15 protein-coding genes are annotated in these 21,889 nt (G+C 39.6%); 6 read left to right on the plus strand and 9 right to left on the minus strand.

Annotation, left to right across the window (positions count from 1 at the left end):
- Positions 1-4 precede the first annotated feature (4 nt).
- From EPI11_RS11985 to uvrC, 6 genes are all read right to left on the minus strand, one after another.
- Positions 5-772, minus strand: coding sequence for a DUF3108 domain-containing protein (locus EPI11_RS11985; RefSeq protein ID WP_128390213.1), 768 nt, complete (start codon positions 770-772; stop codon positions 5-7).
- Positions 773-1,077: 305 nt separating this feature from the next.
- Entirely contained in the window at positions 1,078-2,238 is a 1,161-nt protein-coding gene (hppD, locus tag EPI11_RS11990; protein ID WP_128390214.1) for a 4-hydroxyphenylpyruvate dioxygenase, read from the minus strand.
- Between the two features lie 131 nt (positions 2,239-2,369).
- Positions 2,370-3,527 carry a homogentisate 1,2-dioxygenase gene (locus EPI11_RS11995; RefSeq protein ID WP_128390215.1) on the minus strand — a complete coding sequence of 386 codons (1,158 nt, stop codon included), beginning with the start codon at positions 3,525-3,527 and terminating at the stop codon, positions 2,370-2,372.
- Between the two features lie 311 nt (positions 3,528-3,838).
- Positions 3,839-5,485, minus strand: a complete 1,647-nt coding sequence (locus EPI11_RS12000) for an amino acid permease (RefSeq protein ID WP_128390216.1) — start codon at positions 5,483-5,485, stop codon at positions 3,839-3,841.
- A gap of 267 nt (positions 5,486-5,752) precedes the next feature.
- Complete coding sequence (locus EPI11_RS12005; protein WP_128390217.1) at positions 5,753-7,951, minus strand: patatin-like phospholipase family protein; 2,199 nt, start codon at positions 7,949-7,951, stop codon at positions 5,753-5,755.
- A 3-nt stretch (positions 7,952-7,954) separates the two neighbouring features.
- Positions 7,955-9,751, minus strand: a complete 1,797-nt coding sequence (gene uvrC, locus EPI11_RS12010; RefSeq protein ID WP_164879166.1) for an excinuclease ABC subunit UvrC — start codon at positions 9,749-9,751, stop codon at positions 7,955-7,957.
- A gap of 502 nt (positions 9,752-10,253) precedes the next feature.
- Between uvrC and EPI11_RS12015 the strand changes: the two genes are divergently transcribed.
- Complete coding sequence (locus EPI11_RS12015) at positions 10,254-11,219, plus strand: succinylglutamate desuccinylase/aspartoacylase family protein (protein WP_128390219.1); 966 nt, start codon at positions 10,254-10,256, stop codon at positions 11,217-11,219.
- 41 nt (positions 11,220-11,260) lie between these two features.
- Complete coding sequence (locus EPI11_RS12020; protein ID WP_128390220.1) at positions 11,261-11,830, plus strand: 5-formyltetrahydrofolate cyclo-ligase; 570 nt, start codon at positions 11,261-11,263, stop codon at positions 11,828-11,830.
- Between the two features lie 69 nt (positions 11,831-11,899).
- On the opposite strand, the gene EPI11_RS12025 is transcribed toward EPI11_RS12020, so the two are convergent.
- The 3 genes from EPI11_RS12025 to ileS form a co-directional block, all read right to left on the minus strand.
- Positions 11,900-12,496: a lipoprotein signal peptidase gene (locus EPI11_RS12025; RefSeq protein WP_128390221.1), complete on the minus strand. Its 597-nt coding sequence runs from the start codon at positions 12,494-12,496 to the stop codon at positions 11,900-11,902.
- A gap of 398 nt (positions 12,497-12,894) precedes the next feature.
- Complete coding sequence (locus EPI11_RS12030; protein ID WP_128390222.1) at positions 12,895-13,275, minus strand: TraR/DksA family transcriptional regulator; 381 nt, start codon at positions 13,273-13,275, stop codon at positions 12,895-12,897.
- Between the two features lie 7 nt (positions 13,276-13,282).
- On the minus strand, positions 13,283-16,684 hold the full coding sequence (gene ileS / locus EPI11_RS12035; protein WP_128390223.1) for an isoleucine--tRNA ligase: 3,402 nt from the start codon (positions 16,682-16,684) through the stop codon (positions 13,283-13,285).
- Between the two features lie 176 nt (positions 16,685-16,860).
- On the opposite strand from ileS, the gene EPI11_RS12040 reads away from it, so the two are divergent.
- From EPI11_RS12040 to EPI11_RS12055, 4 genes are all read left to right on the plus strand, one after another.
- Positions 16,861-18,225, plus strand: coding sequence for an RCC1 domain-containing protein (locus EPI11_RS12040; RefSeq protein ID WP_128390224.1), 1,365 nt, complete (start codon positions 16,861-16,863; stop codon positions 18,223-18,225).
- Between the two features lie 123 nt (positions 18,226-18,348).
- Positions 18,349-19,707, plus strand: a complete 1,359-nt coding sequence (locus EPI11_RS12045; protein WP_128390225.1) for a T9SS type A sorting domain-containing protein — start codon at positions 18,349-18,351, stop codon at positions 19,705-19,707.
- Positions 19,708-19,809: 102 nt separating this feature from the next.
- Positions 19,810-21,174 carry an RCC1 domain-containing protein gene (locus tag EPI11_RS12050; RefSeq protein ID WP_128390226.1) on the plus strand — a complete coding sequence of 455 codons (1,365 nt, stop codon included), beginning with the start codon at positions 19,810-19,812 and terminating at the stop codon, positions 21,172-21,174.
- Positions 21,175-21,276: 102 nt separating this feature from the next.
- Positions 21,277-21,852, plus strand: coding sequence for a helix-turn-helix domain-containing protein (locus EPI11_RS12055; RefSeq protein WP_128390227.1), 576 nt, complete (start codon positions 21,277-21,279; stop codon positions 21,850-21,852).
- The last annotated feature ends 37 nt before the right edge of the window (positions 21,853-21,889 follow it).

Below are 21,889 nucleotides of genomic sequence, written 5' to 3' on the forward strand. Positions count from 1 at the left end.
TTTATTATTTTGATTTTACTTTTAAAGGACTCGCGAGTCCTTTATATTCTTCTAAGTCTGCTTTAAGAGAACCAACAGCAAGACTTGCTTTTATCCTTAGCGGAACTTTGTTTTCGTCATCTGATATCCAAACAGTTAAACTTTCTTCTTCCTTAAATACACGGCCCGCTTGTACCATAGGTCTGAATATCATTGTAGAAACGACCCCAAATTTAGTTTTTATATCTTCCCTACCAATGAATTTAAGCTTAAATTTTGTCACCTCATCGTCAAAAAACATGTCTACAGCGATTGATTCGCCTACATTCAGTTTATCAACCTTAGGGTGATTTCTTAAATAATAAAAGGTAGAAACAATATCCTGGACATTTTCAGTAACCGAAAATGTCTTGGTCGTTTTGTTCTTGTAATCTTTTACTGTAACCTGGTTGGCATTCTGATCAAAAAAACCTTCCTGATCTTTTTTGTAGCCGCCCTCGTCTATTTTTCTAACATACTGGTAGGGCTTACCTGTAACCTTGTCAAAATAACTCTCATAGATATCTTCTACCTTAAAGAAAAATTTTGTCATACCGGTAGTATGCCCCTTGCCTACAACATGGTATACCTTTTTGTTGTTTTTTGTAGCATCTTTTACCTCCAGCGTAGCATAGCCGGCATTCACGATACCATAATGTATCCTGAATTTAAAAACCTCACCATTATTAAAGGCGCTTTGCGAAAAAGCATTAAAAGCAGTAAGAAGCAATATCAATCCTATCCATTTCTTCATCTTGGTTTCCTTTTTATGGGTTGTTAAGTTCCAATAAATGCAATTTCTGTTCCAAAAATAAGAAAACAAAAAACCCCAGTCAAATAATGACAGGGGTTTTATGCTATTAACCAACCAAAAAACTATAAATTATGAAAAATTTACTTGACAAATCCGGAGGCTTATGAATCCCTCCTTTTTTGCGAGTGCAAAGGTAGTATTAAGACTGATAATTAGTATGTTAAATTTTCAGTTTAACACTTATTCTTCAAAAAACTAGCTTCAAAGTGGTCAAAAATTATATTATCTGCAAAAATGGATTGTTTTTATAACGTTCCTCTCAACTCCTGCTCTCTCTCTATAGACTCGAAAAGAGCCTTAAAGTTACCTGCACCAAATCCTCTTGCACCCATTCTCTGGATTATTTCATAAAATAACGTTGGACGGTCTTCTACAGGCTTCGTGAAAATTTGTAATAAATACCCTTCTTCATCAGCATCAACCATGATGGCAAGCTTCTGGATCTCTTTTATATCTTCTTTAAATGCATCTTTATGCGCACCTAAACGAGCTGGTACCGCATCATAATATGACTGTGGCGGCGCAGAAAGAAACTCTACTCCTCTTGATTTAAGATCAGTTACTGTTTTAATGATATCATCTGTAGCGATCGCGATGTGCTGTACACCTGGTCCGCCATAAAAATCTAAATACTCTTCAATTTGTGATTTCTTTTTACCTTCAGCCGGTTCGTTAATAGGGAATTTAATCCTTCCGTTACCGTTACTCATTACTTTACTCATTAATGCAGAGTACTCAGTAGTAATTTGTTTGTCGTCAAAAGAAAGGAAGTTTACAAAGCCCATAACATCTTCATACCACTTTACCCAAGTGTTCATTTCGTTCCATCCCACGTTTCCTACCATGTGGTCAATGTATTTAAGACCTGTAGGTGCCGGGTTGTAGTCACTTTTCCACTCTTTAAAGCCTGGCAAGAATACACCAGTGTAGTTTTTACGTTCTACAAACATGTGTACCGTTTCCCCATACGTGTAGATACCTGCACGTACCACTTCACCAAACTCATCTGTTTCAACAGTTGGCTCCATGAATACTTTAGCACCACGTTTTGTAGTCTCTTCAAAAGATTTTCTTGCATCTTCTACCCAAAGCGCTACCACTTTAACACCATCCCCATGTTTTACAAGGTGATCGTTTAGTGGAGATTCTGCAGTTAATGGCGTAGTAAGAACGATACGGATCTTATCCTGCTTAAGCACATAAGATGCTCTGTCTCTAACACCTGTTTCAAGTCCGGCATACGCCAAAGACTCATAACCAAAAGCTGTTTTATAGTAATGAGCCGCCTGTTTAGCGTTACCCACAATGAATTCTACATAATCAGTACCCATTAACGGAAGGAAATCCTGTGCGCCTTCAAATATCTTTTCTAATCCGTATTCAACGTTTTTTATTTCGTTACTCATGATAATCTTTTATTTTGTCACACCTCGGTGTGGTAATTGTTGTTTTTGTTTTATTCTAATTTTTTTTTTTCGGAATATAATAATACTCCATCGCTCTTATGAGAGAAGCCAGAACAGCTAAGCCGGATCTGTTACTCTACCCACGATTTGTAGTACTGCCCGTCGTCTAAGCCCATAGCCTCTTCAGTAACCATTAACGGACGGAAAGTATCTACCATTACCGCAAGTTCATGCGTTTCGGTATGACCAATACTTCTTTCCATAGCGCCTGGTGCAGGTCCGTGAGGTATCCCTTTAGGGTGCAGCGTTATATGGCCCTGTTCTATGTTGTTACGGCTCATAAAGTCACCATCTACATAGTACAATACCTCATCACTGTCAATATTACTGTGATTGTATGGAGCAGGAATCGCTTTTGGATGGTAATCGTACAGCCTTGGACAGAATGAGCAAACTACAAAAGTAGATGTCTCAAACGTTTGGTGTACCGGTGGCGGTTGGTGTACCCTGCCTGTTATAGGCTCAAAGTTGTGAATGCTAAAGCCGTATGGGAAGTTATACCCATCCCAGCCTACAACATCAAAAGGATGTGTAGCATATACCACTTCGTGCATCATGCCTTCCTTTTTAATTTTTATAAGGAAATCGCCTTTTTCGTCATATGTTTCAAGCTCTGTAGGTAATTTAAAGTCTCTTTCGCAAAATGGCGAATGCTCTAAATGCTGACCACTTGAATTTTTATAACGCTTTGGCGTATAAAATGGCGCGATAGACTCTACATAGAACAAACGGTTATCTTCAGTATCAAAATCGATCTGATAGATCATACCGCGGGGTATAATAAGATAATCGCCATATTCAAATGGTATATTACCCATAAAAGTGCGCAGTTTCCCGGTACCTCTATGTATAAAGATCATCTCATCGGCATCAGCATTTTTGTAAAAATAGGTGCGCAGCGATTTTCTTGGCGCAGCAAGACCAATAATACAGTCGCGGTTTACCAGCATGGCCTTACGGCTGTCCAGGTAATCATCTTCAGGCTTTAATTCAAAACCTTTAAACAGTAACGACTTGATGTTCTTGCCTATTGCAATCTTAGGTTCTACAGAATATGATTTTAAGATCTCTTTTACCTGTGTTGGCCTGTGCACATGATACGACAGCGATGAGTGGCCGTGAAACCCCTCTGTACCAAAAAGCTGCTCATAATAAAGGCCGCCTTCGGGTTTTTCAAACTGTGTATGTCTCTTTTGAGGAAAGTCCCCCAATTTATGATATATGGGCATCGTTGAAATGTATTAATTTAATGAATGTTAAACAGTTCCAAATACAAAGCAGCCTCACTCAGGATTTCTCTTGATGAGGAATTTTAAATAGCCCAGTAAACCCTGCCATTGTGCATTCATTACACAAATATCGTAAAAATTTAATTTTTAGGGTATGTTTTTGCGAAAAAATGAATTTTGATGTTATACCATAACGATTCCCAAAGTTATACCCTACTTATTTTGAATATAATATCCTGTTAATAGGGACTCTAAAAAAAGAATCCCAACGGTAGTACCGTTGGGATTCTTAAAATATATTTATGGCCGTATTATTTTAAAGACCTTGTTTTCATATAGCTTAATCCATAAACCAAAGCATGGATCGCTGCAAATATCAATGAGAAATAGTACAGTACGTTATCATCTGCCTCTCCACCATGATGGTGAATGATCGCTACAATGATTAACGACACTACCATACCGATACCTGAGATAGATACAATTTTATAACTGCTGCCTGTAAAAGTACCTTTGTTCAGGAAACTGTTTTTCATACCGTAGAACAGGTAAAGGTCAAAACCTATTATCATCCATACAATAAGCCTGATCCAAGTATCTAACGGAAGGAATACCATCATGAATAAACATACGGCAACTCCTAAGATAGGTACTAATGGAACTAAAGGTGTACGGAAAGCTCTTGGAGCATCCGGCATTTTTACACGCATAATTATTACACCGATACACACCAGGATAAAAGCAAATAAGGTACCAATACTGGTCATCTCACCTACAACCCTTGCCGGCACAAATGCAGCAAATAAACTTACAAGCACCATGAACAACATATTGTTTTTTGCCGGTGTTCTAAATTTAGGGTGAACATCAGAGAACATTTTTGGCATAAGTCCGTCTTTACTCATCGAGAAGAACACACGGCTCTGCCCCATAAGCATTACAAGAATTACCGATGCATATCCTGCAAGGATAGCAAGTAATATAAGGTTATTCAACCACGGGTAAGCAGGAATGATCATACCGGCAGCATTAGGAACACCCATTGCATCGATAGCAATTGCTACAGGAGCAATACCATCGGCACCGGCAAATGCCTGGTAGTTTACAACCCCCGTCATTACGTGAGCAAATAATATATATAACAATGTACAAACACCTAATGAAAGTAAGATACCGATAGGCATATCCCTTTTAGGGTTTTTAGCTTCCTGAGCTGCTGTAGACACGGCATCAAAACCAATGTAAGCAAAGAACACAATAGCTGCCGCACGGATAATTCCGCTAAAGCCAAACTCACCAAATGTTCCTGTATTAGGTGGGATATATGGAGTATAATTTTCAGGTCTTATGTACTGCCATCCAAGTGCAATGAACACTAAAACTACAGCTACTTTAAGCAACACGATGATTCCGTTTACAAAAGCCGATTCTTTTGTACCTCTCATTAACACAAACGACATTACCATGACAATAAATACTGCCGGAAGATTAATTATACCGCCCTCAAAAGGCGAAAGCATAAAATCTGTATCTAAATGGATACCATAATTACCGAGGAACTTACCGAGATACCGCGACCAACTTATGGATACGGTCGCTGCTCCTACAGCATATTCAAGAACTAAATCCCAACCGATGATCCATGCTACAAATTCGCCCATTGTAGCAAACGAATAGGTATAAGCACTACCTGCAACAGGTATCATTGATGAGAATTCGGCGTAGCAAAGGCCTGCAAAAATACAGCCAAGTGCAGCCACAAGAAATGAAATGGTAATAGCCGGACCTGCATTTGATGCAGCAGCAAGACCTGTTATAGAAAACAGACCCGCCCCAATAATAGCACCTACTCCTAAGGCTGTAAGGCCGCTTGCAGTAAGGGTCTTTTTGAGCCCTTTTTCAGATTCGGTTGCTTCATCCAGCAATAAGTGTAATGGTTTTCTTTTCCAGATAGACATAGTAGTAATTTGTTTTAAAGTGCCAAATATAGCTTTTTTAATAAAATCACGACGGTTTTAACTAATTTATCTCAAGAAATTGATTTTTTATATGCATTTATGGTAGGCTCTTTCTTCCTAAAAACAAATAGTTTACTGTGCAATTTGGCCTATTCGGACACAAAAAAAATTTGCATCAGGAACTACTCATTTATGTTTATTTGATTGAAGGATATAACATTCTGTTTTGAAGTGACCAGAATGATTTTGTAACAATAAAGCCCCGCATTAAAACCAGAAACCTACGCTAACCCAGGTAAAATGCTTATTTGTTTCCGGAGACCAGCTGTGCTTTAGCTGTACAGGGCCAATAACGGTTTCCATACCATACCCTACGGCATATCCGCTAAACTCGGGTATCGAGAATACTTCACCTTCTTTATAAAGATCATCTCCAATGTTAGCATAGTTTGCTGTTATATTAAAGTGATGGCTTTTTAGCAGTTTATAATCCAATGTAATGGCACCTTTTATGTAGCTGTTACCCGAAACACTTAAAAAATCATATCCATAGAACTGACGGAAACCATTGGTCATATAATACCCATATCCGCCAAGGAAAAAGTCAAACGAACCCACTCTTTGCTCCCCTAGTGTAAAGCCAGTTTCGGCCTCTGCACTAAGCGTGAAATTACAGCCCAGTTTTCTTGCAGCCCCAATTTCTCCTTTTATAATAGTAAAACGCTCAAAACTATCGGTGTAATCTGATGAATACACGTAGGTTTTTGCCTCACCCGAGAAAAAGTATCCTTTACTTGGGAAATATTTATTATCATAAGAATCGTATTTCAGATAGCCATAGGCCGAAACATAATCGCTATCATCAAACACCGGCTCAGCATCCGTTACAGTTTCCGACTTTATTTTTAAATGCTTGTATTCCAAACCTCCGCCTAAAAGGAAACGCTGTGCAAATATGGTTTGTATATACACCTGATTGGTAAAATCAGTAAAATCAATATTTACAGATTTTACATTCCCTATGCCATCAAACTTCTCTACGCCATAACTGGCAGCGATGTTCTTATTAAAGCTGCTAAAGTAAGAACGAAGCCCATAACTCAGATAAAAACCATTATCAATATAATAATCAAAGTTATACCTAAAATTATCGCCCAGAATAACATCAAGTGAAGCCACGTCATTTCGCCAAATCAGGTTCTTATGGGTATAATTTACCAGTAAACCACTTTTATAAAGTCCGTCATAATGCAGTCCGAATTTTATATAACGATCCATAGGGTTTTCTCTTACCCTTAGCTTAAGTACTTCACCGTCTTCATCCCTTTCAAAACTGTATGACAGGGATGTAAAGTTTTGGGTAGCATTAAGGCTGGTTATTCCGTTATTTAGCTTTTCATAACTAATTCGTGTTCCGGGCTTAAAACTAAGCTTACCTATTACATACGATCTGGTATAGTTCTTAAGTCCCTCGATCTTGATCTGGTCTACACAAATAGAGTCCTGTACAGTAATATGTTTTCTTACTATTGGGTGCCCTATGCCTAGTTTTTGTAACTGATCTAAAATTTTCCTTCCGGATTCTTCTCCTTTTGCTATGATCTCACGGCCTTCTTCAAAAGAGATAACGGTAAATCCGGCAATATCAGGCTTAATATAAATATCTGTAGCCTCACGCTTGCCTTCCATCTTCTGGATCATCTGGTAGTTGTTGATCTGGATCAAAACACCGGTTGCCCCCTTGATCTGGTCACGGGTCTTGAGCGGATCCTGCACATCGACCCCAATAATAATATCAGCACCCATAGCGCGTACCTCTTCAATAGGATAGTTATTGGTTACACCTCCATCTATCAGCAGCCTGCCGTCTATCTCTACCGGAGAGTACAATGACGGGAAAGCACTACTTGCCAGTATGGCATCGGGCAGTACACCTTTGCGCAATACCACTTCGGTACCCGTTTCAATATCGGTAGCGATACATACAAACGGTATGGGCAGATCATCAAAATTACGCACATAGCGCACATGGTCTGTAAGCCTGTTTACGGTAGTATAATTGTATAATCCTTTAGAAAAAGCTGTTGGAAAGCCTATCTTGAATTTTTTAAAGGGTAAAGAAAGCGCATAAAGTTCGTCGTTTCTTTTTTCGAAAAAGTTTTTAGACCCACGCGGTGTAAAGTCGCGCAGCATGGCATCTGGATCGAGCGAATTAAAGATAGAATCCAGCTCGTTTGCAGAGTATCCCGCTGCATATAAACCACCTATTATAGCACCCATACTGGTACCGCCAATGTAAGATACCTCAACACCCGCCTCTTCTAAAACCCTAAGTACGCCAATGTGTGCCAGGCCTTTTGCCCCACCGCCACTCAGCACCACTCCAACTTTAGGCTTATCCTTTTTCTCCTGTCCCATAACAGAGCCAAAAGCGATAATGCATAACAGGAGAATTATTTTTTTCATTGATTATTTGTTCTTTGCTTGGTAAAATTCAGTGATCTTCTTCGCTTTACTTGGCCCCACTACCTTAGCGATCTCTTCCTCGGGGGCAGCAGTCATCCGCTTAACCGATTTAAAGTGCTGTAACAACGTTACCATTGTTTTCTCGCCAATGCCCGGTATGGTCTCTACCGATGTTTGCAGCGCACTCTTACTCCTCTTGTCACGGTGAAAGGTGATACCAAAACGGTGTGCCTCATTTCGCAGCTGCTGAATGATCTTTAATGTCTCCGATTTCTTGTCCAGATACAGTGGTACAGAGTCGCCGGGATAGAATATTTCTTCAAGCCTTTTAGCAATGCCTAAGATAGTAATTTTACCACGCAACCCCAAGATGTCCAGGCTTTTTAATGCCGAGGATAATTGCCCCTTGCCACCATCTATAATTATAAGCTGCGGCAACGGTTCGTTTTCATCGAGCAGTCGTTTATAGCGCCTAAAAACGACTTCTTCCATAGAAGCAAAGTCGTTAGGCCCTTCTACGGTTTTTATATTAAAATGGCGGTAGTCTTTTTTACTAGGTTTTCCGTCTTTAAACACTACACAAGCTGCAACAGGATTTGCACCCTGAATATTCGAGTTATCAAAACACTCAATATGGCGTGGTTCTTCGGGCAGGCGAAGGTCTTTTTTCATCTGCGCCATGATGCGGTTCGTATGCCTGTCGGGGTCAACGATCTTTTCCTGCTTGAGCTGGTCCATCCTGTAAAAACGGGCATTTCGCTCAGAAAGGTCGAGTATCAGTTTCTTATCGCCCAGTTTAGGCACGGTAACGTTTACATTTTCACCCAGATTAAGAGGAAAAGGAACCAGTACTTCTTTCGATTTTAACTGAAAACGCTCTCGCAGTTCTACCACTGCAAGCTCCAGCAGTTCTTCGTCAGATTCATCCAGTTTCTTCTTGATCTCCATTGTATGGCTGCGAATAATTGCCCCATGCGACACCTGAATAAAGTTCACATAAGCCATACTTTCGTCAGAAATAATGGTAAACGCATCAAGATTAGAGATACGCGGATTAAATACCGTACTGCGTGCCTGGTAATTTTCCAGTACCTCTATTTTTTCTTTTATATTTTGGGCTTCTTCAAAACGCATGTCGGCTGCAAGTTCCTGCATGTGCTTTTTAAAGTCTTTAAGGCTTTCTTTAAAATTCCCTTTTAGTATTTCACGAATGGCATGCACATGGTCCATATACACGTTCATAGGCTCATGCCCTTCACACGGACCTTTACAGTTGCCCAAATGGAATTCCAAACACACTTTGAATTTGCCTGACCGGATATTTGCCTCGCTAAGGTCATAATTGCACGTTCGTAACGGATACAGCTCTTTGATAAGATCCAAAAGCGTATGCACCGTTTTAAAACTCGTATAAGGTCCAAAATATTCCGAACCGTCTTTTACAATTCTTCGTGTAGAGAATATACGCGGAAAAGGCTCCCTTTTAATACATATCCAAGGATAGGTTTTATCATCCTTGAGCAGGATGTTGTATCTCGGCTGAAGTTTTTTAATCAGGTTGTTTTCCAGCAGCAGCGCTTCGCTTTCGGTAAGCACAACAATGTGCTTTATAGACGCGATCTTTTTAACCAGTACATTGGTTTTACCGTTGTCGTGTACCTTGTTAAAGTAAGACATCACCCTTTTTTTAAGGTTCTTTGCCTTACCTACATAAAGGAGCTTGTCGTCTTTATCAAAATACTGGTATACACCCGGATTATCAGGTAAGGTTTGTATTTGGAGTTCTAGAGGGGTACGCATAATGCAAAGTTAAAAACAAATCGGCAATCTTGGGTCACAAAACCATTTGATTATTGGGTTAATCTTTATTCATTAACGCTTGTGAATATGAAAATGTTGCGCAGTAAGATTTATCTTTCTTTGTCACTTTAGGAAACATCTATTTATGTACTTACCGATTGATACGTATGAGTGAAGCTATGGCCTTCAGCTTCGTGGCATAAACAAATAATTGAGATGAGGCGTTAAGAAAGATTTGCTGTTTGAGTAAAGCGAGTTCAAATCTTTTAGCCGAAGCTCATTATTTGCTGCCTAAAAAGTTACTGCCTTGTTCGCGGCGGATGGTTCTTTTGTTTCAAGACAAAAGAACAGAATTAAATGGAATGCAGACTGCACTTCGACAAGCTCAGTGTGACAGGACGCCCATAGAAACTTCATCTTCATCAACTATTCCACCCTACTTCCTGCTTCCAACTTCCTACACAACTAAAATTTTGCTATTTTTATACTTTCGCAAAAGCGTATGACACAACATAGAAACATCACAATACTCAAAGAGCAGGTTTTACCCGGCGAAAGCAAGACCATTACCATGGAAATTGCCCGCCTTCACACCATGACAAAACTAAAGATCCCCATTATTGTGGAGCGGTCTAAAATAGATGGTCCCGTAGTGCTTTTTAGTGCCGGACTGCATGGTGACGAGATTAACGGAATCGAAATTGTACGTCAGCTCATCGTCCGGAAGATAAACAAACCCAAGTGCGGCACTATTATCTGTATTCCCGTTATCAATATGTTCGGATTCGTAAATAAAAGCCGCGAATTTCCCGATGGCCGCGATCTTAACCGCGTTTTTCCCGGAAGCAAAAATGGGTCATTAGCCAGCCGCTTTGCTTATTTCCTTTTAAAAGAGATCATCCCTAATGTCGATTACTGTGTCGATTTTCATGCCGGTGGCGCCAGCCGTTTCAACGCTGCTCAGATACGCATTGTACCGGGTAACGAAGAGCTTAAAAGCCTCGCGGATGTTTTTAATGCACCATTTACACTTTACTCTAAAAACATTACCGGTTCGTTCAGGAACTCCTGTACCAAACTGGGTGTAAAAATGCTGTTGTTTGAAGGCGGTAAGTCGCTCGACATCAACCATGATATTACGCACGAAGGCGTGCAGGGCGTTAAGCGTTTCCTACAGCACTTTGATATGCTTACACCACGCAAAAAACCTGTAGATGCTGCTGCTCCAACCCTTTATATCGATAAGTCGACATGGATACGCGCCAGGCATTCCGGTTTGTTTCAGCACAAGGCACAGACAGGGCAATTTGTACATAAAGGCGAGGTAATTGCCTGTATAACTGATCCGTTTGGCAAATTCGAGCAAAAGGTAAAAGCACCAAGCAGCGGTTATATTATCAATGCAAACGACTCACCTATTGTATACCAGGGCGATGCGATATTTCACATCTCACTGTCTACTGTTTAATTAGAGTTATTTAGAAGTTTTGCTATCAACACACCTTAACTATGACCAAAAAAGAACTACGCCTTAAATACAAGATCCTTAGAGAAGCACTTCCTCTTACAGAGATAGAAGATAAAAGCATCGATATTGCTAACAATGTACTGGATCTGGACATCTGGAAGAAAAACACCTATTTCCATCTGTACTTAACAATGGAAGAACAGCACGAAGTGCAAACAAGCCATATCCTGAATATTCTTGCCGGTAAAGACAAAGAAGTTATTGTATCGAGATCTGATTTTGAGCATTTCAAGATGATTCACTACCTGCTTACCGACAATACAAAACTTAAAAAAAACCTGTATGGTATTCCTGAACCTATAGATGGCATAGAAGTACCTTCTCAGCGCATTGATGTGGTGTTTGTACCCTTACTTGCTTTTGATGAGAACGGGCAACGCGTAGGTTATGGAAAAGGGTTTTACGACCGTTTCCTAAAAGAATGCAAACCCGATGTTATAAAGATAGGATTATCTTTCTTTGAAGCCGAAGAAGAGCTCATTGAAGTTCAGGACACCGATGTACCGTTGGATTATTGCGTTACGCCTACCAGGGTATATCGTTTTAAATAACAAATTGCGCTTCGACAAGCCCAGTGTGACAAGATCACGATAAATCGATGATTAAAGGAATAATAAAACCTATTTAGCGAATGCCTTTTTGTTGAATACAATAAGGATACCTACAGCTATAGAGATAGCAGCATCGGCAACATTAAAGATAGCATTAAAGAAAGAAAAATGCTGACCTCCCCAAATTGGGAACCATGAGGGAAAATTACCGTCAAACAATGGGAAATAAAGCATATCTACCACTTTACCGTGAAACATAGTACCGTAAGGATTATCAGAGAATAAAGTAGCTACCTGCCCGTGGCTGTGGTCAAATATAAGTCCGTAAAAAACAGAGTCGATAATATTACCAAAAGCACCCGCCAGTATAAGTGATATAGAAACGATTAAGTACTTAGACTGCCCTTTTTTAATTGCATCATTAAGCCACCAGCCAATTCCTACTACAGCAAAAATCCTAAAAACAGTAAGCGCAAGCTTGCCGCCAAGCCATGAAGGCAGTTCTGCGCCCCATGCCATGCCTTCGTTCTCTATAAAATAGATCTGGAACCAGCTAAAAACCCTTACCCTTTCTTCAAGCATGAAGTGCGTCTTGATATAGATCTTAGATATTTGGTCTATCAACAATACAAGGATAACGATAAGGTAAGCTTTCTTTAAGGACATTCTATTACATTTTACCCGCAAAAATAATGGAATTTATTAAAGAAATGTTTTTTACCCCTACTAATTACAGTAATTTTCACATTATGCTTCACTCTATTGAGAATCAAAGCACCGTATCATTTCAACAGAAACAAAAATTTCTGTAAAATGGAACGCGGATAACGCTGATTTAAGCTGATTAACACAGATTTCATGCGCAGTCATTACGAGGAGGAACGACGAAGTAATATGGTACGCGATACTAACCTGCAAGGTTTTTTTGAACCTTGCAGGTTTAAAAAAGAACCTACAATTATCTGAGATTTTTCGACTGCGTTGCACTTCGCTCAAAATGACAGAATAAAAAAAGGCTGTCTAATTAAAGACAGCCCTGATTGTTTTTTTACGTAAGGGATTGATTAGCGCTGCATGTTTTTTGCCTCGATACTCATAGTAGCGTGTGGCACCAGCTTTAATCTTTCTTTATTGATAAGCTTTCCTGTTACTTTACAAACACCATAAGTCTTGTTTTCAATTCTTATAAGGGCATTTTTAAGGTCACGAATAAACTTCTCCTGACGGATAGCCAGCTGAGAGTTAGCTTCTTTAGACATGGTTTCGCTGCCTTCTTCAAACGCTTTAAACGTTGGCGACGTATCGTCGGTACCGTTATTAAGGTCGTTCATATAGGCGCTTCTTATCAGGTCAAGATCTGCTTTAGCTTTATCAATCTTCTTAATAATTAGTTCCTTAAACTCTGCAAGGTCTGCATCAGAGTATCTTATTTGCTCATCTACCATTGTCAATCTATTTTGAGATTAATAATAAAGTTTTTATGTCGTCAAATTCTATTTCTATTCCTTCGGCAATTTCTTCCTTGAATATCAGTTCATCGGTAAGCGTTTCGCTTTTAATGTAACTTTCATTTGCCATAACGGCATCCTGTAAGATTTTATTATCTTTTATAAAGACTTTTATCCTGTCAGTTACTTCAAAACCAGAGTCTTTACGAATGTTCTGAATCCTGTTTACCAGCTCTCTGGCAATACCTTCTTTTGTAAGCTCATCTGTTAATGTGATGTCTAATGCCACCGTGATACCGCCTGCATTTGCTACTAACCACCCAGGTATATCCTGCGATGAGATCTCTACATCTTCAGATGTTAAAGTAATACTTTTTCCTGACACTTCTACATTCAGCTCTCCCGTCTTGTCCAGTTGCGCTATCTGTTCTTGCGACAAATTTTGTATCTCTTTGGAAATCAATCCCATATCTTTACCAAAACGTGGTCCAAGTGCTTTAAAATTAGGCTTAATCTGCTTTACAAGCACACCGCTTGCATCATCCATCAGCTCTATTTCTTTCACATTAACCTCAGCCATAATCAGTTCTGCTACAGCTTCTATCTCTGCCTTCTGATTCGCGTCAAGTACTGGTATCATTACCTTTTGCAAAGGCTGGCGTACCTTGATCATCTCTTTTTTCCTTAACGAAAGTACAAGTGACGAAATGGTCTGCGCCTTCTGCATCCTGCTTTCCAGCGATTTATCAACAAAGTTATCAGCATATTGCGGAAACTCGGCCAAATGTACGCTGTCAAATTTCTCTGACTGTGAAGTCTGTGTTAAATCTTTATAAAGCCTGTCCATAAAAAACGGTGCTATTGGCGCACTTAGTTTGGCTACGGTAACAAGGCAGGTATATAGTGTTTGGTAAGCTGCAATCTTATCCTGTGCATACTCACCTTTCCAGAAACGTCTTCTGCACAAACGAACATACCAGTTGCTCAGGTTTTCCTGAACGAAATCTGATATTGCTCTTGCAGCTCTTGTAGGCTCATATTCGGCATAGAATGTATCTACATCTTTTATAAGCGTATTTAGTTCGCTTAGAATCCAACGGTCAATTTCAGGACGATCGGCAAGCGGAACCTCAGGCTCGGCATAGCTAAACTTATCAATGTTTGCATATAAGGCAAAGAAAGAGTACGTGTTGTACAGCGTACCGAAGAATTTCCTGCGCACCTCAGCAATACCTTCAATATCAAACTTAAGGTTATCCCATGGGTTAGCATTGCTTATCATGTACCAACGGGTAGCATCAGGGCCATATTCGGCAAGTGTAGTAAACGGATCTACCGCATTACCCAGCCTTTTCGACATTTTCTGTCCGTTTTTGTCCAGTACCAATCCGTTAGAAACCACATTCTTATAAGCCACCTTGTCAAAAACAAGTGTACCTATAGCATGCAGCGTATAGAACCATCCGCGTGTCTGGTCTACCCCTTCGGCAATAAAGTCGGCAGGGAATGCCTCATTATTATCGATCATTTCTTTGTTCTCGAACGGATAGTGCCATTGTGCATAAGGCATAGAGCCACTATCAAACCAAACGTCGATAAGATCGCTTTCACGTTTCATTGGTTTGCCATTCGGCGAAAGCAGAACGATTTTATCTACCACATTTTTATGAAGGTCGATAAGATCATAATTAGCCTCGCTCATGTTACCCGGCTCGAATCCTTTAAACGGATTCTCTGCCTGAACACCTGCAGCAATTGCTTTTTCTATTTCGTTATACAGCTCTTCTACAGAACCAACAACCTTAACCTCAGCTTTATCCTCTGTAACCCATAACGGTAACGGGATACCCCAGTAGCGCGAGCGCGACAGGTTCCAGTCGTTTGCGTTTTTAAGCCAGTTGCCAAAACGGCCTTCTCCGGTAGCCTTAGGCTTCCAGTTAATGGTTTCGTTAAGGTCGAACATACGGTCTTTAACATCGGTTATTTTAATGAACCAGCTGTCTAGCGGGTAGTATAATAAAGGCTTGTCTGTTCTCCAGCAGTGCGGATAACTGTGCACATACTTTTCTACTTTAAACGCCTTGTTCTCTTCTTTTAATCGAATAGCGATCTCCACGTCTACAGAACGATCCGGAGCTTCACCATCGTTGTAATATTCGTTCTTTACATATTTACCCGAAAGGTCGCCCAATCCGTCAATAAAGCGTCCCTGAAGATCTACCAGTGGCACTGGGAAGCCATTGGCATCCAGTACAAGCATTGGCGGTACTTCCGGTGTAGCTTCTTTTGCAGCCTTGGCATCGTCTGCACCAAAAGTTGGCGCGGTATGCACGATACCTGTACCATCTTCAGTTGTAACGAAATCGCCCGCTATAACACGGAAAGCATTCTCCGGTGTTTGGTACGGCAGCACATATTTCAATAACTGCTCATAACGGATGCCTACCATATCGCTTCCTTTGGTTTCAGCCAAAATCCTGAATGGTATGTTTTTATCGCCTTCTTTAAAGTTCTCAAAGTCGGTTTCTTCGCTGCTTTCAAAATAGCCTTTACCAAATTGTTTGCCTACTAAGTTCTTAGCCAGCACCACATTGATAGGGCGGAACGTATATTGATTGAACGTTTGCACCAAAACATAGTCGATGTTTGGGCCAACGGTTAATGCGGTGTTACTTGGAAGTGTCCACGGAGTTGTAGTCCATGCCATGATATCTACATCGCCAAAACCTGTAAAGGCCTGCGGGAGTGTATCGGCAATGGTCTTGAACTGCGCTACAATGGTAGTATCGGTAATATCACGGTAGGTTCCAGGCTGGTTTACCTCGTGCGAACTTAACCCTGTACCCGCTTTTGGCGAATACGGCTGTATCGTGTATCCTTTGTATAGTAAGTCTTTATCGTAAATTTGTTTTAGCAGCCACCAAACCGATTCCATGTACTTAGGCTTGTAAGTAATATATGGATCTTCCATATCTACCCAGTAGCCCATTTTTTCGGTAAGGTCGTTCCAAACATCAGTATAGCGCATTACGGTGCGTTTGCACGCTTCGTTATACTCTTCTACCGATATTTTTGTTCCAATATCTTCTTTAGTAATACCAAGTTCTTTTTCGGTACCAAGCTCTACCGGAAGACCATGGGTATCCCATCCTGCTTTACGTTTTACCTGAAACCCTTTTTGAGTTTGGTAACGGCAAAAAATATCTTTAATAGCACGTGCCATAACGTGGTGAATACCAGGTAGTCCGTTTGCCGAAGGAGGCCCTTCATAAAACACATATTGCGGTTTCCCTTCACGTGTGGTTACACTTTTTTCGAATATATTTTCCTTTTTCCAGAAATCAAGCACTTCGCTTGCTACAGTGGGCAGGTCAAGCCCCTTATATACAGTAAATTCCTTACTCATTTTGTATGCCTTGTAAAAATCAATTTGCGAAAGTAAGGATTTTTTTTGTGCAATGGTAATTATAGCCGATTATGTGAAACAGATAACGATTTCGTAAAAACCAAATCGAAGCGAACAAGCATTTTTCTTACAAGAAACAGTATATCTTTGCGCTAACAAAATCACAAACACACTAAATGAAAAAACTATTATTTACTTTACTTACACTCTTATCATTACAACTACAGGCGCAATGCTGGAAAGAGGTCGCTATTGGTAATTTTCACACTGTTGCCATTCAGGAAAACGGATCGCTATGGTCATGGGGTCGAAACTCAGAAGGACAGGCCGGTACAGGCAGTGATTTACAAAAATATGAGTCTCCCGTTCAGGTTGGAACAGCGTTAGACTGGAAAAAAATAAGTGCGGGTTCAGACTTTGTAATTGCTCAAAAAAATGACGGCACCTTATGGGGATGGGGAAATAATAGCTTTGGCCAATTGGGGGTTAGCTCTGGAATTATAAAAACACCTATACAAATTGTTCCTGGAACCGACTGGAAAGAATTTTCATGTGGTGAATTTCACATTATTGCATTAAAAAATGACGGAACTATGTGGGCTTGGGGAAGCGATGAAAATGATCAACTAGGTAATGGCTCTACAGCAAACAGCAGCAATACACCAGTACATATAGGTACAGATTCTACTTGGAAGACTGTTAGTGCCGGTCAAAATTCGGGCCTAGCAATAAAGAGCAATGGAACTTTGTGGTCATGGGGAGTACTTCTAAACACATATCAGTTCGAAGATATTCCAGGATCTAATATTCCTTTACAAGTTGAATTTTACACCGACTGGAAATACATTTCATGTGGCTATTATTATGCATTGGCAATAAGAGAAAACGGAACACTTTGGTCATGGGGCCGTAACTCAGAAGGACAGCTGGGGAATGGAACTAATAATGGAGATTTTCTTTTCTCTCGTCCTAAACAAGTAGGAACAGACACATGGTTAACTGCCCATGCTGGCTTATACTCTTCTCATGCAATTAAAAGCGATGGAAGCCTGTGGGCTTGGGGAACAAACACCGAAGGATCCTTTGGTAATGATTCAACATCATCATTTTACAGCCCTACAGCAATATCTCAACAGGGTGTTATTAAAATAGCTAAAGGAATTAGAAACTATACCGGTTTTATAAATAATGAAAATATTTTAAAAATGTGCGGAAGGAGCGCCTCAGGTTGTTTGGCTTCAAGCATCACCGGTAATGTCCCAACACCTACCACAGTAATATGCAGTACAGCAAACCTTCAAGAAAACACCTATACACAACTTAGCGTTTACCCCAACCCAACCTCAGGTATACTAAATCTGGCGAATACCAATGACCTCAACATAGAAAAGCTAACAGTTATAGATGTTACAGGTAAAACCCTTTTAGAGCAAAGAAACAATACATCACAACTTGATGTACAGCAACTGCCTGCCGGTATGTACTTTTTAGAAATTAATACAGGCGAAACAAAACAGCATATTAAATTTATAAAAGAGTAAGTTGTTGACTCATAATAAGAGAAGAAGCCCTCCAATTGGAGGGCTTCTTCTCTTATTTAAAACAAGTGTTTTTCTTACAAGAAACAGTATATCTTTGCGCTAACAAAATCACAAACACACTAAATGAAAAAACTATTATTTACTTTACTTACACTCCTATCATTACAACTACAGGCGCAATGCTGGAAAGAGGTTGTAGTAGGTGAACAACATACTATGGCTATTGCAAACAACGGAACTTTATGGTCCTGGGGAGCAGGAACGCAAAATCAGTTAGGCTATTCTACTAATAATTTCCACTACACCCCAAAACAAGTAGGAACCAATAATGATTGGAAGAAAATAAGTGCAGGGAAATGGTATAATCTTATCCAAAAAAATGACGGAACCCTATGGACATGTGGTATTGGATCTGGTATGTTAATATTCTCTACCGGAATCAAAACGTTATACCAAATAAATACAGATACCGATTGGAAATCATTTTCGTGCGGCCCTCATTTTGCTATACTAATTAAAAATGATGGAACCTTATGGGGATGGGGAGATAATTCTTTCGGGCAAGCAGGCGCTGGTTACTTAGGAGGTGCTGAGTCATATCCAAAACAAATAGGCACAGATACATGGAAATGTGTAGATGCCGGAGTTATGCATAGCGTAGCGGTAAAAACTGACGGAACTTTATGGGTATGGGGTAGAATCTCTATAAATGGAGCATTCCAAAATATTCTGTCTCCTATACAAATAGGAACGGATACCGATTGGGAAATTGCATCTGCCGGACAAGACTCTAATGCTGCAATTAAAACCAACGGTACTTTGTGGACATGGGGAGATAATGGTGCAGGACAACTGGGAATAGGAAATCAAATTGGTCAGGAAAACCCTGTTCAGGTTGGAACAGATACATGGCAATTAGTTGAAGCAGGAATGGGCGATATGCATGGCACAAAAACAAATGGGTCATTATGGGGATGGGGATATAACTTATTCGGACAAATCGGTATGGGAGAAAATACCCCTGCAGAACCTGAAAAGATACTTACACCTGTACAAATTTTTAGTGAATCCGGATGGAAAGCCGTAAGTAGTGTAGGGCATTATTTCACGGCATTTATTAATACCAATGGGAGTTTAAAGATGTGTGGAGATAATGGCCCGCATCTAGGAATTGGATATAATCCAGATATATTTTCGGTAGCTACACCTACCACAGTAATATGCAGTACTGCCAGCCTTCAAGAAAACACACTAAACATTATAAGCGTTTACCCTAATCCAACTTCTGGCATGCTAAATCTGGCGAATGCCAATGACCTAAACATAGAAAAGCTAACAGTTATAGATGTTACAGGTAAAACCCTTTTAGAGCAAAGAAACAATACATCACAAATTGATGTACAGCAGCTACCTGTCGGTATGTACTTTTTAGAAATTACAACAAATGGCACTAAACAACATACTAAATTTATAAAAGAATAGGTTGCCTCTCAATAACAAAAAAGCCCTGCAATTGCAGGGCTTTTTTGTTATTTTTCTTACCATTTAAAACAATATCTTTGCCGAAAATTATAAACAAATTAAATGAAAAAACTATTACTTACTTTACTTACACTTTTATCATTACAACTCCAGGCACAATGCTGGAAAAAAATATCCGGAGGTGGTACCCATACTATTGCCATAAAAGACGATGGGACTTTATGGGCATGGGGACTAAATAACTCCGGACAATTAGGAAACGGAACTCTGGAAAATAAAAACATCCCCGTACAAATAGGTACAGATACCGATTGGGTAATTATTTCTTCAGGATTTAAAACTAATGCAGCAATAAAGGCCAACGGAACTTTATGGGCATGGGGCATAAATCTTGATGGTCAAATTTCAGGTGGTCAAACATATCAAAATATCCCTGCCCAAATTGGTACTGACAACAACTGGAAGACTGTTGAATGCCCTGGAAGACACATACTTGCCATTAAAAATAACGGTACGTTATGGACATGGGGCTACAATGCATATGGACAATTGGGACTCAACACTACAGAAACAACAAACACCCCTACACAAGTAGGCACAGCAACAGATTGGAAAGAAATTTCCGGAGGTGCATACTTTACACTTGCACTAAAACAAAATGGAACACTATGGTCATGTGGGGCTAATGATGGCGGATTAGGAATCAATACACAAGAATTATTTGTAACTACATTTACTCAAATTGGCACTGACAATGATTGGAAAACCATGTCGGCAGGTTATTATCATGCTCTTGGTGTAAAAAATAATGGCTCCCTATGGGCGTGGGGAGACCATACCTATGGACGACTCGGAGACAATTCAGGTGCTACTTATAGATATTCTCCTGTAAACATAAGTACAGACAACTGGATAAATGTTTATGCCGATTTCATGAGTAATTATGGAATAAAGTCTGACGGAACATTATGGAAATGGGGAACAGGAGAATTTTCAGAAAACCATGAGCCTATAAATTCACTTTTAGCTCCTACAAAAGTAGGACAAGACACAAATTGGAAACAAATTCAAGTTGTAAAAGACAACTCTGTTTTTATTACAAAAACAAATAACAACATATTTGTTTGGGGAGATAATAAATATGGAGAATTAGGACTGGGAGACACTAATATTCACCCAAATCAAACGTTATTTGGCACGATGTGCGATAGTACTGCAAGCCTTAACGAAAACACACTAAGTACTATAAGTGTTTACCCTAATCCAACCTCAGGTCTACTAAATCTGGCGAATGCCAATAACCTCAACATAGAAAAGCTAACAGTTATAGATGTTACAGGTAAAACCCTTTTAGAGCAAAGAAACAATACATCACAAATTGATGTACAGCACCTGCCTGCCGGTATGTACTTTTTAGAAATTACTACAGGCGAAACAAAACAGCATATTAAATTTATAAAAGAATAGGTTGTTGACTCACAATAAGAGAAAAATCCCTGCAATTGCAGGGATTTTTTGTTTTATCTTAGCTTAGAAGTTTAGCATTCCAGGCAATTTTACACTATCCGTATGTCCAGACTAAAACAAATAAGAGAGCAGCAAAACCTAACACAAGAAGAACTGTCTGAAAAATCAGGAATTTCTGTAAGAACCATTCAAAGGATCGAAGCAGGAACGCTGCCAAAAGGACATACGCTTAAAATGCTTTCCAGATCTTTAGAAATTCAGCAGAGCGCCCTACAGGCTAAAGATGGGATAGTTGAAACTAAAACAATGACTGAAAACGATAATGCAATTACTGCAGACATCGTTACTGCAGACTTTTCAAAGATCAAGTTAATTAATCTGTCTTCCGTTTTATTCGTGGTGCTTCCGCCGCTAAATATTTTGGCTCCGATTCTATTGAGCTCTCTTTTCAAACAAAAGAATGAAATAACAAAGCAAATTATTTCGGTTCAAATACTCTGGACTATTTTAGCGCCTATTGTTTTTATGCTGGGTATCTTTTTAAAACTAGAATCATCCTTCACTTTAGTACTGATGATCACAATTGTTTTATCAAACATCGTAATTATTCTTATCAACGCTGCAGGAATCGACAGCAAAAAAAACCTACTCATAAAGCTGAATTTCAGCATCATATAAACCTGTCGCAAAATTGGCGGGTTATTGTCGGGATGAT

This window comes from Flavobacterium cerinum, assembly GCF_004028155.1.
Lineage (GTDB): Bacteria > Bacteroidota > Bacteroidia > Flavobacteriales > Flavobacteriaceae > Flavobacterium > Flavobacterium cerinum.